Annotated in this window: 16 protein-coding genes and 1 tRNA gene; 15 read left to right on the forward strand and 2 right to left on the reverse strand. The window is 71.7% G+C overall.

Going from position 1 to position 16830, the window contains the following annotated elements; all coding sequences use genetic code 11:
- Positions 1-243: 243 nt before the first annotated feature.
- From AB0M73_RS48070 to AB0M73_RS48090, 5 genes are all read left to right on the forward strand, one after another.
- The gene (locus AB0M73_RS48070) at positions 244-1554 is read left to right on the forward strand and encodes an NYN domain-containing protein (protein WP_363906653.1); all 1311 of its coding nucleotides are present in this window, start codon (positions 244-246) and stop codon (positions 1552-1554) included.
- Positions 1555-1862: 308 nt separating this feature from the next.
- Complete coding sequence (locus tag AB0M73_RS48075) at positions 1863-2909, forward strand: NlpC/P60 family protein (protein ID WP_043717569.1); 1047 nt, start codon at positions 1863-1865, stop codon at positions 2907-2909.
- Positions 2910-2997: 88 nt separating this feature from the next.
- Positions 2998-4035, forward strand: coding sequence for a C40 family peptidase (locus AB0M73_RS48080; RefSeq protein ID WP_043717568.1), 1038 nt, complete (start codon positions 2998-3000; stop codon positions 4033-4035).
- An 18-nt stretch (positions 4036-4053) separates the two neighbouring features.
- Positions 4054-5361, forward strand: a complete 1308-nt coding sequence (locus AB0M73_RS48085; protein ID WP_363906636.1) for a hypothetical protein — start codon at positions 4054-4056, stop codon at positions 5359-5361.
- A gap of 32 nt (positions 5362-5393) precedes the next feature.
- Positions 5394-6509 (forward strand): glycosyltransferase family 4 protein, encoded by a 1116-nt coding sequence (locus tag AB0M73_RS48090; RefSeq protein ID WP_363906638.1) that lies wholly within the window; start codon positions 5394-5396, stop codon positions 6507-6509.
- A gap of 178 nt (positions 6510-6687) precedes the next feature.
- Here AB0M73_RS48090 and AB0M73_RS48095 read toward each other — a convergent pair whose 3' ends face one another.
- Positions 6688-8490: an AMP-dependent synthetase/ligase gene (locus AB0M73_RS48095; protein WP_363906639.1), complete on the reverse strand. Its 1803-nt coding sequence runs from the start codon at positions 8488-8490 to the stop codon at positions 6688-6690.
- Between the two features lie 78 nt (positions 8491-8568).
- Here AB0M73_RS48095 and AB0M73_RS48100 point away from each other — a divergent pair, with 78 nt between their 5' ends.
- The 6 genes from AB0M73_RS48100 to AB0M73_RS48125 are packed head-to-tail and all read left to right on the forward strand — an operon-like array spanning position 8569 to position 12682.
- On the forward strand, positions 8569-8952 hold the full coding sequence (locus AB0M73_RS48100) for a hypothetical protein (RefSeq protein WP_043717561.1): 384 nt from the start codon (positions 8569-8571) through the stop codon (positions 8950-8952).
- A 9-nt stretch (positions 8953-8961) separates the two neighbouring features.
- Positions 8962-9756, forward strand: coding sequence for a metallophosphoesterase (locus AB0M73_RS48105; protein WP_363906641.1), 795 nt, complete (start codon positions 8962-8964; stop codon positions 9754-9756).
- 19 nt (positions 9757-9775) lie between these two features.
- A complete protein-coding gene (locus tag AB0M73_RS48110) occupies positions 9776-10210 on the forward strand; it encodes an SRPBCC family protein (protein WP_363906643.1) in 435 nt (144 codons plus the stop codon).
- Positions 10211-10212: 2 nt separating this feature from the next.
- The gene (locus AB0M73_RS48115; protein WP_363906645.1) at positions 10213-11409 is read left to right on the forward strand and encodes an ArsA family ATPase; all 1197 of its coding nucleotides are present in this window, start codon (positions 10213-10215) and stop codon (positions 11407-11409) included.
- On the forward strand, positions 11406-11738 hold the full coding sequence (locus AB0M73_RS48120; RefSeq protein WP_052394587.1) for a hypothetical protein: 333 nt from the start codon (positions 11406-11408) through the stop codon (positions 11736-11738). The genes AB0M73_RS48115 and AB0M73_RS48120 overlap by 4 nt, the downstream gene beginning before the upstream one ends.
- Before the next feature lie 8 nt (positions 11739-11746).
- Positions 11747-12682 carry an ROK family glucokinase gene (locus tag AB0M73_RS48125; RefSeq protein WP_043729474.1) on the forward strand — a complete coding sequence of 312 codons (936 nt, stop codon included), beginning with the start codon at positions 11747-11749 and terminating at the stop codon, positions 12680-12682.
- A gap of 491 nt (positions 12683-13173) precedes the next feature.
- Here AB0M73_RS48125 and AB0M73_RS48130 read toward each other — a convergent pair whose 3' ends face one another.
- Entirely contained in the window at positions 13174-13674 is a 501-nt protein-coding gene (locus tag AB0M73_RS48130) for a hypothetical protein (RefSeq protein ID WP_363906647.1), read from the reverse strand.
- A 171-nt stretch (positions 13675-13845) separates the two neighbouring features.
- On the opposite strand from AB0M73_RS48130, the gene AB0M73_RS48135 reads away from it, so the two are divergent.
- The 4 genes from AB0M73_RS48135 (at position 13846) to AB0M73_RS48150 (ending at position 16612) form a co-directional block, all read left to right on the forward strand.
- Positions 13846-14583, forward strand: coding sequence for a lysophospholipid acyltransferase family protein (locus tag AB0M73_RS48135; RefSeq protein WP_363906649.1), 738 nt, complete (start codon positions 13846-13848; stop codon positions 14581-14583).
- Between the two features lie 34 nt (positions 14584-14617).
- A complete protein-coding gene (locus tag AB0M73_RS48140; protein ID WP_363906651.1) occupies positions 14618-15121 on the forward strand; it encodes a polyadenylate-specific 3'-exoribonuclease AS in 504 nt (167 codons plus the stop codon).
- Between the two features lie 110 nt (positions 15122-15231).
- Entirely contained in the window at positions 15232-16257 is a 1026-nt protein-coding gene (locus AB0M73_RS48145; RefSeq protein WP_043717545.1) for a 6-phosphofructokinase, read from the forward strand.
- A gap of 283 nt (positions 16258-16540) precedes the next feature.
- Positions 16541-16612: transfer RNA gene (locus tag AB0M73_RS48150), tRNA-Arg, on the forward strand.
- Positions 16613-16830 lie beyond the last annotated feature (218 nt).

Raw genomic sequence — 16830 nt, forward strand, 5'->3', positions numbered from 1 at the left:
CCTGACAGTTTCGGCCGCGGCCGATGCTGGGAAGGACGCCTTACCCGCGTTGAACGCGGGTAAGGCGTCCTTCCCTGCATCCGGATTGCCGCCAACTGGGTGAGCTGCGGTGTTGTTGTCGTAACAAGGTGGTGGTGTCGGTCGGTTCCCCGTCAGCCGGGGTAGCCGCTACGCACTAGCCTGTGGGGTGTGTCCGCGTCAGCCGAAGCCGATGAGCCGGGTCAGGGGCCCGAGCTGTCCGCCGTGGACGGTGGCGATGATCAGTCCACTGTGGACTGGTCGGCGCTGCCGGACCCGCTGCGGGCGCGGCTGGCCGAGATCAGCGCGGACGCGGTGGGCGTGCTGGCCCGGGTGGACATCCCGCAGCAGGTGAAGGCGGTGGCGCGGTTCGCGCCGGCCAAGCGGGCGCGGCTGGGGGCATCGGCCCTGATAGCGGGTCTGCGGGACGTGCACGCCTTCCGCACGGCGGTGGTCGAGTGGTGCCGGGAGCACCGGCCCGCGGCCCTGGACAGCAGCTCGCCGGACCCGGTGACGGCGGCGGCCGCCTCGGTGCTCCTGGGCGAGCCGACGGCGGTCCACTTCGTAGAGCTGGTGACCAGGCGGGTCGGCGACGCGCAGCTGAGGGCCGAGCGGGACACCTCCGTCCTGAAGGCGCAGCGGGCGGAGCTGGAGCTGCAACGCGTGCGGGACGAGCTGGACGCGAACCAGGGCGCGGAGGCGAAGGTCCTCCAGGAGCGGGACGCGGAGCTGGAACGGCTGCGCAAGCGGCTGCGCGAGCAGGGCGTGAAGCTGCGCGAGGCGCGTGACCGCGCGGACAACGCCATGGCCGAGGCGGAGAAGGTGCGTACGGAGGCGCTGGCCGAGGTCAAGGCCATGGGCGCGGAGCGGGACCGGGAACGCGAGCGGGCCGAGACGGAGCGGGCGAAGGCCCGGCGCGCGGAGAACGACGCGGAGATCGCCCGCCAGTCGGCGCGGGAGGCCCGTCAGGCCGACGAGGTGCGGCTGGCGCTGCTGGTGGACACGCTGGACGGCGCGGTCACGGGCCTGCGCCGTGAGCTGGCGTTGGGCGGCGGCACGGGTCCACGCCCGGCGGACATGGTGCGCGGCGCGACGGCGGCGCAGGGCACGGTCGGCCGCGTGGAGGACCCGGCGGCGCTGGACCGGCTGCTGGCGCTGCCGGCGGTGCACATGGTCGTGGACGGCTACAACGTGACCAAGACCGGCTACCCGGAGCTGCCGCTGTCCGACCAGCGCGACCGCCTGGTGCACCAGATGGCGGTGCTGGCGGCCAGGACCGGGGCGGAGGTCACGGTCGTGTTCGACGGCGCGGGCGTGGTGGCGGTGCCCTCGGCGGCGCCACGGGGTGTGCGTGTCCTGTTCTCCGATCCCGGCGTGCTCGCGGACGACGTGATCCGTGCGCTGGTGACGGCGGAGCCCGAAGGACGGCCTGTGGTTGTTGTCACGTCGGATCGCGCGGTGGCGGACTCGGTGCGCCGCCGCGGCGCTCACCCCGTTCCCTCGGCCGTGTTGCTGGCCCGACTCGTCCGGGTGTGAAGAGTTAAACCGCCCCGACCAGGGGATTCGTCGAACGGTCGACCGAACGGGCCGAACGGGATTCACGCCAGGTCAACGCGGACGTCGGACTGTATCTACTGTGATGCTCCGAACGAGTGAGCACGACCGCTCGGCGGCCGCCATCGTCACGGCGGGTGGACGGACCCAGCATCGTTTCGTAACCTACCCGAGACCTCGCGGCGACCAGCTGGCTGGCGTGGCCGGCGACGCGTGGTCACCGTCTGTTTCGACCTTGTCGGGGGGTCGAGCGCCTCGACGGGATCTATCTCGAAGGAGACACCACCCTCGTGGCGTCGAATCGACTCAAGTTCGCAGTGCGCAGTGCCATCGCCGCCTCGGCGGTGGTCAGTGTGGTCGCCCTGAACCCGGGCTCCGCCGTCGCCGACCCGCCCAAGAACCGGGACGACGCGAAGGCGCAGCTGGACGCGGCCAGCAAGGTGGCGGAAGCGGCCGACCAGGCCTACCTCGCGGCCAAGGACGATCTGACGGCCAAGCAGGCCGAGGTGGCCAAGGCCGCGGCCGACATCCAGACCTACACGCAGCAGGCCGCGGACGCGAAGGCCAAGGAAGGCCAGTACCAGGGCCAGGTCGACGAGCTCGCCTCGGCGGCCTACAGCGGCGCCCAGTTCACCCAGCTCTCCGCGCTGTTGACCGGCAAGTCCGCGCAGGACTTCCTGGACCAGTCCAGCGAGCTGCAGTTCCTCGCGCAGCAGAACGCGATCGTGATGGACGGTTACGACAACGCCATCAAGACGGCCAACACCGCCAAGGTCAAGTCCGCGGACGCGCAGAAGCGCTCGCAGGCCGCGGCCGACGCGGCCCAGAAGATCCTGGCCGACCTGGACAAGAAGAAGCAGGACGCGGACAACGCGAAGAACACCGCGCAGGCCGCCTACAACCAGCTGGACGCGGCGGCCAAGGGCCTGCTGGCCGGGGCCGGTGACACCGGCGTCTTCCTGGGCCCGCCCGGCGCGGCCGGGACCGCGATGAACGCGGCCGTCGGCGAGCGCGGCGTGCCCTACGTGTGGGGCGGCACCACGCCCTCGGGCTTCGACTGCTCCGGCCTGACCCAGTGGGCCTACAAGCAGGCCGGCGTCAGCATCCCGCGCTCGGCGGCGGCGCAGTTCGGCGCCGGCAAGGCGGTCTCGCTCGACTCGCTCATCCCGGGCGACCTGATCTTCTACGGCTCCTCCGCCTCGAACATCCACCACGTCTCCATGTACGTGGGCGCGGGCAAGGTCGTGCACGCCCCGACCGAGGGCGAGGTCGTGAAGATCGTGCCGATCGGCAACTCGGGTTCGGACATCTTCGGCGCCAAGCGCATGGTCGGCTGACAACGACCAGCTGGGACAACCGGCACGAGGCCGGCACCCCTCAGGGGTGCCGGCCTCACGCGTTCACCCGCTCGGTACCCTCCATGGCGTGGTGGCCAACAGACTCAAGCATGCGGTCCGTGGTGCGGTGGCCCTCTCGGCCGTGTCCGTGGCGGTGAGCCTCAACCCGGGCGTGGCGACAGCCGACCCCGCCCAGGACGCCCAGAAGCAGGTCGAGCAGCAGACCCAGCAGGCCGACCAGATCGGGCAGCAGTACCTCGCGGCCAAGGACGACCTGGCGGCCAAGCAGGCCGACCTGGCCAACGCGACCGCCGACATCGACAAGTACGGCAAGCAGCTCACCGAGGCCCAGGCCAAGGAGGAGCAGTTCCGCGGCCAGGTCGACCAGGTCGCGGCGGCCGCGTTCGACGGCGCGCAGTTCACCCAGCTCTCCGCCCTGCTGACCGGCAAGTCCGCGCAGGACTTCCTGGACCAGTCCAGCGCGCTGGAGATGCTGGCCAAGCAGAACTCCTCCGTGCTCGACACGTACCAGGGCGCGGTCAAGCAGGCCTCGGACGCCAAGGCCAAGGCCTCGGCGGCGCAGAAGAAGGCCCAGGACGCGACCGACGCGGCGCAGAAGATCCTGGCCGACCTCCAGACCAAGCAGGACGCGGCCACCAAGGCCGTGAACGACGCCAAGGCGGCCGTGGCCAAGCTGTCCGCCGCCGCCAAGCAGTCGCTGGGCGCGGCCGGCAACATGGGCACGTTCATCGGCCCGGCCGGCGCGGCCGGCACCGCCATGCAGGCGGCGCTGAGCCAGCGCGGCGTGCCGTACCAGTGGGGCGGCGAGCGGGCGGGCTCCGGCTTCGACTGCTCCGGCCTGATGCAGTGGGCGTGGGCGCAGGCGGGCATCAGCATCCCGCGCTCGGCGGCGGCGCAGTACGGCCCGGGCAAGTCCGTGCCGCGCAGCGCGTTGCAGGCCGGTGACGTGGTGTTCTTCGGCAGCACGGCGTCGAACATCTACCACGTGGGCATGATGGTCAGCCCGACCGAGATGGTGCACGCCCCGACCGAGGGCGAGACCGTCAAGGTCGTGTCGCTGTCGGTGATGTCGGACTACTTCGGTGCCAAGCGTTACGTCGGCTGAGGTCTACCATCGGGCCCCGTGACCGGAGCGGCCCGGTTCAGGGCATGGCTGGTCGCGGCGATCGCCGCGACGTTGCTCGGTGGCGTGGTGCTGCTCGTGGGGCAGCCCGCCACCGGGCCGAGCTCGTCCGCCCCGGCCACGGGCACCCCAACGGGCCAGGGCGCGCCGCCGCTGTCGGACAGCGGGGACACCGAGGTGACGGCGTTGCTGCGCAGCCGCGCGGCCGCCGTCGTGCACCGGGATCGCCCGGCCTTCCTGGCCACCATCGACCCGAGGGCGACACCGCAGTTCCGTGACGCCCAGGCGGCGATGTTCGACAACCTCGCCTCCGTGCCGCTGTCGATCTTCTCGTACAACCTCGACCCGACCGACGTGGTGCCCGTGCCCACGGGCGTGTTCCCGGCCGAGGAGCTGTGGGCGCCCGAGGTGCAGCTCAACTACGCCCTGGCCGGCGTGGACCGCGATCCGACCAGCAAGCCGATGGGCTACCTGTTCTCGCGGCACGGCACGCAGTGGTTCCTGGCCTCGGACACGCTGACGTCCCGCAACACCTGGCGCGGCCCCTGGGACTTCGGGCCCGTGACGACGATCAAAACCAGGTCCGGGGTGGTGCTGGCCCATCCGGGCGACGCCGCGCTGGCCAGGCGGATCGGCGACGAGCTCGACTCGGACGTCAAGGCCGTGAGCGCGGTGTGGGACCAGCCGTGGTCGCGTGAGGTCGCGGTGCTGGTGCCGAGCTCCACCGACGAGCTGAAGGCGTTCGTGGGCCCCGAGTTCGCGGTGGACTCCATCGCCGCCGTGGCCGTGGCCGACCGCGTGGACAACGCCGGCCACACCGCGATCGGGCAGCGGGTGGTGCTGAACCCCGACAACGCCGACAAGATGCCCGAGGCGTCGCTGAAAGTGGTGCTGCGGCATGAGATGACCCACATCGCCGCCCGCGGCTACACCGTGGACGGCACGCCGATGTGGATGCTGGAGGGCTTCGCCAACTACGTCGGCTACCGGGACAGCGGCATCTCCATGGACGTGGGCGCGGCCGATGTCGCCGCGCTGGAACGCGACGGCACGGTGCCGACCGACCTGCCGGCCAACGGCGACTTCGCGGCCAGCGGCGACAAGATCAACCTGGCCTATGACGAGGCGTGGACGCTGACCTCGTTCATCGCCGACACGTTCGGCCAGCACGCCCTGGTCACGCTGTACCTGCGCGTCGCCGGCGGCGACCCCAAGGCCGACCTCGGCCAGCAGCTGCACGACGTGCTCGGCGTGGACAAGGCGGGACTGGTCGCCGGTTGGCAGGACTACCTGCGGCGGAAGTTCTGATCTTGCCGGGACGCGCCGGGTAACGTTGACGGGTGCGCAGGACGCTGTTGGTGACCAACGACTTCCCGCCACGCCCCGGGGGCATCCAGCACTACCTGCACGCGCTCGCCGCCACGCTCGGCGGCGACCTGGTGGTGTATGCCCCGGCGTGGTCGGGGGCTTCGGCGTTCGACGCCCGGCAGCCGTTCCCGGTGGTGCGTCACCCCGACGGGCTGCTGCTGCCCACGCCGGACGTGCAGCGGCGCGTGACGGCCGTGCTGCGCGGTGAGCGTTGCGACGCCGTGTGGTTCGGGGCTTCGGCGCCGCTGGCGCTACTGGGGCCGCACCTGCCGGTCGACCGCATAGTCGCCAGCTCGCACGGCCACGAGGTCGGCTGGTCCATGCTGCCGGGGGCGCGGCAGGCACTGCGCCGCATCGGCGACACCGCCGACGTGGTGACCTTCATCAGCCGGTTCACGCGCTCACGCGTCGCCGCCGCCTTCGGCCGTCGGGCCGCGCTGGAGCATCTGCCGGCCGGCGTCGACATCACCGTGTTCAAGCCCGACACCGCCGCCCGTGAGTTCATCCGCGCCCGGCACGGCCTGGGCGACCGGCCCGTGATCGTGTGCGTGTCCCGGCTCGTCCGGCGTAAGGGCCAGGACGACCTGATCCGGGCCATGCCGAAGATCCGTGAGCGCGTGCCGGACGCCATGCTGCTGCTGGTCGGCGACGGCCCCGACGGCGGCCGGCTCAGCACCCTCGCTGACGCCGTCGGCCGCAGCGTCGTGTTCGTCGGGGAGGTGCACGCCGAGGAGCTGCCGGCCTACTACGCCGCCGGCGACGTGTTCGCCATGCCGTGCCGCACCCTCGCCCGCGGTCTCGACGTCGAGGGCCTCGGCCTGGTCTACCTGGAGGCCGCCGCCGCCGGCCTGCCCGTGATCGCCGGAAACGCCGGCGGCGCCCCGGAAACCGTCCGCGAGGGCGTCACCGGCCATGCCGTCGACCGCGGCGACCTGGTCTCTACCTTGTCCGACCTGCTGCTCAACCCCGACCTGGCGGCCAAGATGGGCGCCGCCGGCCGCGAGTGGATGGCCACCTCGTGGCGTTGGGACGACCGCGCCACGAAACTGGCCGCCCTCATCGACGGCCGTCGCCCGCCAACTCCCTGAGCCGCCGCGGCGGCGACAGCGATACGTGAGCGGCGTGCTGAAGGCTGGAGCGAGTGCCGGTCTGGGGGAAGGACCGGGACGTGGGCCCAGGCCTCCGCCAGGAGGTTGCGGGCCGGTGAACCTGGGGGTCGGGTGGCCCGCGAGCACGACTCGCGGGCCACCCGTCATGTCCGGGGTCCTACTTGGCGTAGATCAGCGCGATGTCCTCGGCGTAGGTCTTGGCCACCACGTTGCGGCGCAGCTTGAGGCTGGGCGTCATCTCGCCGCCCTCCTCGGTGAAGTCCACCGGCAGGATGCGGTACTTGCGAATCGACTCGGCCTTGGACACCGACCGGTTGGCCTCGTCCACGGCGGCCTGGATCTCCCGGTTGAGGTCCGGGTCGTCGATCATGCCGGCCACCGTGGCGTCGGCCGGCTTGTGATTGTTGGCCAGCCAGGATGGGAAGAACTCGGGGTCGATGGTGACCAGCACGCCGATGAACGGCTGCTTGTCGCCCACGACCATGCACTGGCTGATCAGCGGGTGCACGCGCAGCCGATCCTCCAGGCCCGCGGGCGAGACGTTCTTGCCGCCGGCCGTGACGATGATCTCCTTCTTGCGGCCGGTGATCCGCAGGAAGCCCTCGTCGTCCAGCTCGCCGATGTCGCCGGTGTGGAACCAGCCGTCCGACAGCGCCTGCTCGGTGGCCTCGGCGTTGTTCCAGTAGCCGCGGAACACGATCGAGCCCTTGATCAGGATCTCGCCGTCGTCGGCGATGCGCACCGCGGTGCCCGCGACCGGGCGGCCCACCGTGCCGACCTTGAACGCCGCCCGCACGTTCACGCAGGCCGCCGCGCTGGTCTCGGTCAGGCCGTAGCCCTCAAGCACCGGCACGCCGATGCCGCGGAAGAAGTGCGCCAGCCGCTCGCCCAGCGGCGCGCCGCCGGAGACCGCCGCGTCGCAGCGGCCGCCCAGCGCCGCCCGAAGGCGGCTGTAGACCAGCCGGTCGAACACCGTGTGCTTGACCTTGAGGCCCAGGCCGACGTGGCCGGCGTCCAGCGCCTGGCTGTAGGCCACCGCGGTCTGCTCCGCCGCGTCGAAGATGCGGCCCTTGCCGTCGGCGTGCGCCCTCTGCTTGGCGGTGTTGTAGACCTTCTCGAACACGCGCGGCACCGCCAGCACGAAGTCCGGGCGGAACGAGGCCAGGTCCGGCACCAGGTTGCGGACGTCCGGGGTGTGGCCCAGCGTCGTGCGGGCGTAGACGGCGGACAGCGCGATGACCCGGGCCAGCACGTGGGCCAGCGGCAGGAACAGCAGCACGGAGTGGCCCGGCTGCATGAGCTCCGGGAACGCGGCCATGGCCGAGCGCACCTCGGACAGCAGGTTGCTGTGCGTGAGCTCGCAGCCCTTCGGGCGGCCCGTCGTGCCCGAGGTGTAGATCAGGGTGGCCGTGTCCGAGGCCCGCACGCCCTTGCGGGCCGCGCGCAGCTGGTCGTCGGTGATGTCCCGGCCCTTGGCGGTCAGTTCGTCCACCGCGTCGTGACCCGAGTCACTGTCGATCTGCCACACGCTGCCGAGCTCCGGCAGGCTCGCCGACACGCCGTCCAGCGCCGCGCGGTGGGCCGCCGTCTCCACGACCGCCGCCTTCGCGCCCGAGTCCGACAGGATCCACTGCACCTGGTCGGCGGAGGACGTCTCGTAGATCGGCACCGACACCAGGCCCGCCGACCAGATCGCGAAGTCCAGCAGCGTCCACTCGTAGCGGGTCTTGGACATCAGGCCCACCCGGTCGCCGGGCCGCAGACCGGCCGCGACCAGGCCCTTCGCCACCGCGGCCACCTCGTCCGCGAACTGCCTGGTCGTCACGTCGACCCAGGTGCCGTCCACCCGCCGCCGGAGACCGATCGCCGTGGCGAAGCGCTCGGCGTTCGCCTGCACCATGTCGGTGAGGTTCTCGTCGTCGGCCACCGCGGCGGTGGCGGGGACGCTGAACTCGCGCACGTCAACCTCCGGAACTTCGATGTTACTGGCGAGGAAACCTACCGGGCCGTTTGATGTCAACACCAGGCCGGTGGCACGCTGCCAGTCGTGCCCGCGGTTGACGTTGTCGACGAGACCTTCCTCGTAGTGCCCCCGGCGGCACTCGCCGCCGTCTTCTCCGACCGTTCCAACTGGTCGCGATTCTGGCCTGACCTGCGCCTTTCAGTCTACGTCGACCGTGGCGACGCCGGCATCCGCTGGACCGTGCAGGGGGCGCTGACCGGCACCATGGAGGTCTGGCTCGAACCCGTGCTCGACGGCACCCTGCTGCACTACTTCCTGCGTGCCGACCCGCCCACCCCGTACCACCGCATGAAGGACCGCCTCGCCGCCATCCGCACCCGCCAGGTCGCGGCCAAGGCCATCGCGCTGGACCTCAAGCTGGAGCTGGAGGGCGGCCGCCCGCCCGGCGTCGCACCGTAGGGTTATGGCGTGCGGGTTCACGTGGTGTCGGACGTCCATGGCAATGCCGAGGCACTGGCCAGGGCCGGCGTCGGCGCGGATGCCCTGATCGTGCTGGGCGACCTGCTGGACTTCGTGGACTACCACGACCACGGCTCGGGGATCATGGGCGCGGTCTTCGGGGCGGAGCAGGTGGCGGAGTTCGCCAAGTACCGGCGCGGGCCGCGGACGCCGGAGTCGATCGCGTTCGTGCGGGGCATGTGGGCGCGGCTGGGCACCGACGCGGCGACGGTGGTGCGGGAGGCGATCCGCGACCAGTACAAGAAGCTGTTCTCGGCGATGACCGTGCCCACCTACGCGACCCCGGGCAATGTGGACGCCCCGGACCTGTGGCCGGAGTTCGCCAGCGACGGCGTCCACATCCTGGACGGCGACACGGCGGTGATCGGCGGCCTGAAGGCGGCGTTCGTGGGCGGCGCGCTGCTGCCGGACGACGCGGTGCTGCGCGACAACGGGGTGTGGCGGCCGTACCTGCGCTACGAGCGGGAGTTCGCGGCGGCGATCGGGGGCCTGCCGGACGACGTCGACCTGGTGTGCTCGCACGTCCCGCCGGCCACGCCGGAGTTGGTCTACGACGTGGTGGCCCGCCGCCCGGAACTGGGCTCGACCAGCCTGCTGGGGCTGATCGAGCGCGCCCGGCCCCGCTGGTCGCTGTTCGGTCACGTGCACCAGCCGCTGGCCCGGCGCATGCGGATCGGCCGCACCGAGTGCGTCAACGTCGGACACTTCCAGCGGACGGGCACGCCGTACGTGCTGCGCTTCTGAGTGCGGGTAACCTGCGCGCATGGCCGACGAGTCCACCCAGTCCATCGTGATCGACGCCGAGCCGGCGCGGATCCTGGCTGTGATCGCGGATTTCGCCGCGTACCCGGAATGGGCGAACGCGATGAAGACGACCGAGGTGCTGTCCACCGGCGCCGACGGTCGCGCCGAGCAGGTGCGCTTCCAGCTGGACCAGGGCGTGATCAAGGACGAGTACACGCTCGAGTACAAGTGGGCCGACAGCTCGGTGAGCTGGCGCCTGGTCAAGGGGCAGATGCAGAAGTCGCAGCGCGGCAGCTACGTGCTCGAGCCGGCCGGCGCCAGCACCAAGGTGACCTACACGCTGTCGGTCGAGCTGGGCATCCCCATGATCGGCATGCTGCGCCGCAAGGCGGAGAAGGTGGTCATGGACACCGCGCTCAAGGAGCTTAAGCGCCGAGTCGAGGGCCTGAGCTGAGCGTGCGGGTCCTGCTGTTCACCGGCAAGGGCGGGGTCGGCAAGACCACCCTGGCCGCGGCCACGGCCGCCGCGACGGTCGCGGCCGGCCGCAAGGCGCTGGTCGTGTCCACGGATCCGGCCCACTCCCTGGCCGACGCGTTCGCCCATGAGCTGGGCCCGCGACCGTCCGAACTGGACACCGGGCTGTACGGCGCGCAGATCGACACGCGGCGGCTGGTGGACGGCGCGTGGGAGGAGATGCGCGGTCATCTGCGCACGCTGCTGGCCGGCGCGGGCATCGACGAGCTGGCGGCCGAGGAGCTGACGGCCCTGCCCGGCGTCGAGGAGCTGCTGGCGCTGGCCGAGGTGCACCGGCTGGCCACCACCGGCCCGTGGGACGCGGTGATCGTCGACTGTGGACCGACGGCCGAGACGCTGCGCCTGCTGGCCTTGCCGGAAGCGGTCGGCGGTTACCTGGAGCGGCTGTTCCCGACGCATCGGCGCGTCGTTCGAGGCCTGCTCGCCGGGGTCGCCGGCAGCGCGGCACCGGCCCGTTGGGACGCGGCCGCCGACGCGATCGGGCGGCTCGCGGAGCACCTGGAGGCGGTGCGCTCGCTGCTCGTCGACCAGGAGCGGACCAGCGTCCGACTGGTCTTGACGCCGGAGCGTGTGGTCGCCGCCGAAACCCGCCGCACCCTGACTGCCCTTGCGCTGCAAGGGATTCGTGTTGACGGCCTCGTAGCCAACCGATTGCTGCCCGATGCTGGAGCGAGTCGTGGCGCGGCGGCCAACTGGCTGCGCACGCGACGGGCCGAGCAGGACGCCGTGCTGGCCGACCTGCGCGCCGGCGAGGTGCCGGTGCGGACGGTCGGCTACCGGGCGTGCGAACCGGTCGGCGTGCCGGCGCTGCTGGAACTGGCTGAGGAGCTCTACCCGGACGGCGACCCGCTGGCCGTGTCGACGGTGTCGACCGAGCCGCTGCTGTCGGTCAGCGCCTCCGAGGTGGGCTACCAGTTGCGGATGTCGTTCCCGCTGGACATCGACGCCGACCTGGATCTCGCCCGGGTCGACGATGAGCTGGCGATCACCGTGGACGGTCGGCGACGGCTGGTCGCGCTGCCGGCGGCGCTGCGCCGGTGCGAGGTGACCGGCGCCGAGATCGTCGACGGCGGTCTGCTGGTCGACTTCGAACCGGACCCAAGGTTGTGGATGCGGTGAGCCAGGACCGGATCGCCGAGGAACTCCGCCTGCTGATCGACGCGCTGGCGGAGAAGGCGGAGCCGTGGCTCCAGCGTTTCGCCGCCGAGGGCGCCGAGCACGAGCCGTCCACTTGCGACTGGTGCCCGGTCTGCGCGGTCGCGGCCGTGGTCCGGGGCGAACGCTCCGAGCTGGCCGCCCGCGCCGCCGAGCACGCCGTCGGCCTGCTTACGGTGCTGCGCATGGCCTTGCAGCAGGAGCGCACCGCGCCCGCGCACGACGCTGAGCAGCCCGCGCCGCCACGAGTGCAGAAGATCACCGTCCGCCGCCGCGGGCAGGACCCTTGCTGACCGTCGGCATCGACGTCGGCGGGACCAGTGTTCGGGCAGGCGTCGTGGACTCCCAAGGTGCCGTGCTCGACACGACGCGCGCGCCGACACCCGGCGGCGGCGCGCCGTTGGAGGACGCGATCGCCTGCGCCGTCGAGGAACTGCGCGCGCGGCACAAGATCTCCGCCGTCGGCCTGGCCGTCGCCGGCTTCGTCACCGAGGACCGCATGTCCGTGCGGTTCGCCCCGCATTTGGCCTGGCGGGACTCACCGGTCGCCAAGGCGATGACCCAGCGGCTCGGGCTTCCCGTGGTGTTGGAGCACGACGCCAACGCCGCCGCCCTGGCCGAGCACCGCTTCGGCGCCGCCCGTGGGGCCAAGGTCGCGGTCATGGTCGCCCTCGGCACCGGCATCGGCGGCGCGCTGTTGATCGACGGCGAGGTCTTCCGTGGCGCCTACGGCGTCGCTCCGGAGCTCGGGCACCTCCGCGTCGTGCCGAACGGTCGGCCCTGCCCGTGCGGCAAGAAGGGCTGTTGGGAGCGGTACTGCAGCGGCACCGCCCTGAGCGCCACCGCCGTCGAGCTGATGGCCAAGCATCCCGGCGCCTCCACCGTGCTGGCCCGGGAGGCCGCCGGCGACCCCCAGCGCGTGACCGGCCGCAAGGTCTCCGGGGCCGCCCGCGACGGCGACCCCATCGCCCAGCGGGCCCTGGCCGAGCTGGCCAAGTGGCTCGGCGAGGGCCTCGCCCTGGTCGCCGACGTCTACGACCCCGAGGTCGTGGTCATCGGCGGCGGCGTCTCCGAGTCGGCCCCTTTGTTTCTCGACGACGCCCGTGAGCACTACGCCGCCGTCGTCACCGGCTCCGGCTACCGCCCCCTGGCCCGCATCCGCACCGCCCAGCTCGGCGACGACGCCGGCATCGTCGGCGCCGCCACCCTCGCCCGCGAGCTGCTCAAGCGCCGCTGAGTTTTTGGCGCCGCCTCCGGCGTCGCGGCTCGGCCGCTCGGACCCGGTGCCTTCGCTTGCCGGATTTAGCCCGCCGCGTCGGCTCGGGTGGTGGGTCGCGTCGGGTGGCGGCGGCCGAAATCCGCCAACCACTCCAGGCACCGGCGCGGCCTCGCTGCCCCGATGTACCGGAGATCCAGGGCACTTCTGGGTACAACCCCGAACAACGCTCGCCCTCGCCGATGCTTCGCCCGATTTCCGGATTTCGCCCGTTGCACCTTCGCCGGCCGCCAGCCCTTCAGACCGCTCGGCCCCCACCACAGCAGACCGCCCGACCCCCACCACAGGAGACCGCTCGGCCCCGCCCCTGCTTCGCCCGGTTGCTGGATTTTTCGAGGTCCGCCACCCAACTCGCCCCACCACCCGAGCCAACGCGGGCCTCGAAAAATCCAGCAAGGGCGAGGCAGGGGCTTAAAAGGGGCCGAGCCGCCCCGCCGGAGGCGGGGCCAATGTCACAGCTGCGCGCCGGAGCCGTCGTCGGACCCGGGCGGTGGGCCGTGGCGCATGCGGAGGAGGAGCCAGCCGACGCCGCTGGTCAGGGCGATGATGGCGAGCGGGGTGGCGACCTGGGACTGGAGGCCGATCACGCCGGGGAAGGCCAGCAGCACGGCGCCGATGAGGATCAGCACCACGGCGAGCACGGTCAGCGGGCGCGGGCGGGGGAAGGGCGGGGGCTCGGGCGGGACGTAGTGCTCGGTGTCGGAGGCGGCGGCCCAGTCCCATTCCTTGTCGGCGGTGCGCCAACCGGAGGACATCGGCGGCGCGGCGGCCGCTGGGGGTGGGGAGGGCGGTTCGATGGGCCGGGTCTCCTCGGCGGCGCTGGTGTCCTGCCGGGCCGCGGGCTGGTCCTCGGGCCAGCGCACACCCATGCCGTCCCGTTCCAGGCCCGCGACGATCTCGGCGAACGCCGCGTCGACGTTCTCCGGTCCATCGGTGTTGCCTCGCCCAGTCACCCGGCCTCCACAAGCGTGGTCGCTCCATACTCGCACGAGTGCGCGTGAAAGAGCCGTTCCGTCGATCACTATCTGCCCGCCTGGCCGAGCCTGGCGTTGCTCGTTGTGCCGACCGGCCGCCGCTCCGTAGGCTGATCCGCTCAGGATCGGCATGAGGAGGCGCACGCCGCGGTGCTGTACTGGGTGATGAAGTACGTCCTGTTGGGGCCCATCCTGCGCCTGTTCTTCCGGCCCCGGATCGAGGGCCTCGAGAACGTGCCCGAGACCGGCGGCGCGTTGCTGGCCAGCAATCACCTCGCCGTCTCCGACTCGTTCTTCCTGCCGCTGATGGTGCCGCGGCGGATCACGTTCCCGGCCAAGAGCGACTACTTCACGCAGAAGGGCGTCAAGGGCGCGCTCAAGCGGCTGTTCTTCACCGGCGTCGGCCAGGTGCCGATCGACCGCTCGGGCGCGGCGGCGGCGCAGGGCGCCCTCGACACGCTGGTGCGCCTGCTCAAGGAGGGCGGCCTGGTCGGCATCTACCCGGAGGGCACGCGCTCCCCGGACGGCCGCCTGTACAAGGGCAAGACCGGCATGGCCCGGGTGGCGCTGGAGGCCGGGGTGCCGATCATCCCGGTGGCCATGTTCGGCACCGACAAGGCCAATCCGATCGGCTCCAAGATGTGGTACCCGCACCCGATCCGGATCAAGATCGGCAAGCCGCTGGACTTCTCCCGCTACCACGGCATGGACGGCGACCGGTTCATCGAGCGCTCGATCACCGACGAGGTCATGTACGACCTGATGGAGCTGTCCGGCCAGGAGTACGTGGACATCTACGCGGCCAAGCTCAAGGAGGCCAAGCCGGTGGCCACCCCCGCGCCGCGCCTGCCGGCCGACGCCGTTCCCGCCGACAAGGTGCCCAGCTGAGGCCCCTTCGGGCAAACCGCCTACGCTGCACGGCGTGCGGTTTTTCTACGATTGCGAATTCATCGAGGACGGTCGCACCATCGACCTGGTGTCGATCGGTGTTGTCGACGAGGAAGGCCGCGAGTTCTACGCCGTGTCCACCGAGTTCGACCCGGACCGGGCCGGCCAGTGGGTCCGCCAGAACGTGCTGCCCAAGCTGCCCCCGCCGGCCAGCCCGGTGTGGATGAGCCGGGGCCGGCTGCGTCAGGAGCTGCTGAACTTCGTCAGCCCCAACGGCGAGAGCGCGGAGCTGTGGGCGTGGTTCGCCGCGTACGACCACGTGGCGCTGGCGCAGCTGTGGGGCGCGATGCCCGAGCTGCCCCGCGAGCTGCCCCGTTTCACCCGTGACCTGCGGCAACGCTGGGACGACCTGGGGCGGCCGAAGCTGCCGCAGCCCCCGTCGGACGCGCACGACGCGCTGGCCGACGCCCGGCACAACCTGGCCCGCTGGAAGGCCATGGAGGCCGAGCGGCTGCGCCGGGGCAACGCCGTCAAGTGACAAATGCGGGGGTGCCTTGCTGCACCGATACAGGGCATGACACGCTCTCGTAACACGCGGTCGCCAGTGACGCCGGCCACATCTATCCGACCTGTGAGAGAGGCAAGCAGATGCGCATCGGTGTGCTGACCGGCGGTGGTGACTGCCCGGGCCTGAACGCGGTGATCAGGGCCGTTGTCCGCAAGGGCATCGAGGCCCACGGCTGGGAGGTCATCGGCTTCCGCAACGGCTGGCGTGGCCCGATCGAAGGCCTGACCAAGCAGCTGGGTCTGGACGAGGTCGAGGAGATCCTGACCCGCGGCGGCACGATCCTGGGCTCTTCCCGCACCAACCCCTACAAGGAAGAGGGGGGTGTCGAGAAGATCCGCGCGGTGCTGGCCCAGCACAAGATCGACGCGTTGGTCGCGATCGGCGGGGAGGACACGCTGGGCGTGGCCAAGCGGCTGACCGACGACGGCATCCCGGTGGTCGGTGTGCCCAAGACCATCGACAACGACCTGGGCTCCACCGACTATACCTTCGGTTTCGACACCGCGGTGCACATCGCCACCGAGGCGCTGGACCGCCTGCGCACCACCGCGGAGTCCCACCACCGCGCGCTGGTCGTCGAGGTCATGGGCCGCCACGCCGGCTGGATCGCCCTGCACTCGGGCATCGCCGGCGGCGCCAACGTGATCCTGGTGCCCGAGCGTGAGTTCAACGTGGAGAAGGTCGTCGAGTGGACGCAGCGGCGCTTCGAGCGCCAGTACGCGCCGATCATCGTGGTGGCCGAGGGCGCGATGCCCGAGGGTGGCGCCGAGTCGCTGCACAACGGTGAGAAGGACGCCTTCGGCCACGTCCGCCTCGGCGGCATCGGCCAGTGGCTGGCCGAGGAGATCGCCGAGCGCACCGGCAAGGAGTCCCGCGCGGTCGTGCTGGGCCACGTGCAGCGCGGCGGCACCCCCACCGCCTACGACCGCGTCCTGGCCACCCGGTTCGGCCTGCACGCGGTGGACGCCATCCACGACGGCGACTTCGGCGTGATGGTCGCGCTCAAGGGCACCGACATCGTGCGGGTGAAGCTGTCCGAGGCCACCGCCGAGCTGAAGACGGTTCCGGCGGAGCGTCTGCAGGAGGCTGAGGTTTTCTTCGGTTAAGCCGGGAACTCTCATAGCATAAATAGATTGCCCGGGTCGCGAGACCCGGGCATTCTTGTGTCCATGGCGAGCAACGGATTCTCCCGGGTGCTCGGCCGATGGGAGGCCTGCGCACCGTCACGGTGACGCGGCCCTGGGTCGGTCGGGTCACGTGACGTGCATGGCAGGGCCGGCAACGGGGCCGGCCGCAGCGGTGACGGCCGCTGCCCTGGTGCTGACGCCCTCGGGCGGACAAGGCCCTGTCCCACGCGACCCGACCGATTCCCTTCATCTCCCTCTATTCCCGCCTGTGGTCCAACGGACACGACACCGGTCTACGAAGCCGGCAATGCAGGTTCGATTCCTGCCGGGCGGACGTGTGTGCCATTTCCTCGGAAGGAGGAACGACGATGAGGATTTTCACCCTGGGCATGCTGTTCCTTCGGGGAGAGCCCACCCCCAAGCCCTGGCCGGTCAACAAGTGAACCAGTAGCGGGGCCCGCGCCGCGCCGCCGGGGGCGCGGGCGGCCCCCCCGGCGGCCATTGTGGGGGGGGGCCCCCCCCCCCCCCCCCCCCCCCCCCGCTGCTGGACCA

Source organism: Kutzneria sp. NPDC051319 (assembly GCF_040682195.1).
Lineage (GTDB): Bacteria > Actinomycetota > Actinomycetes > Mycobacteriales > Pseudonocardiaceae > Kutzneria.

Bases quoted from the DNA above. Each gene is read 5' to 3' on its own strand.
- AB0M73_RS48110 (WP_363906643.1), top strand. From the start codon at position 9,776: ATGGCCGACGAGTCCACCCAGTCCATCGTGATCGACGCCGAGCCGGCG.
- AB0M73_RS48145 (WP_043717545.1), top strand. From the start codon at position 15,232: ATGCGCATCGGTGTGCTGACCGGCGGTGGTGACTGCCCGGGCCTGAAC.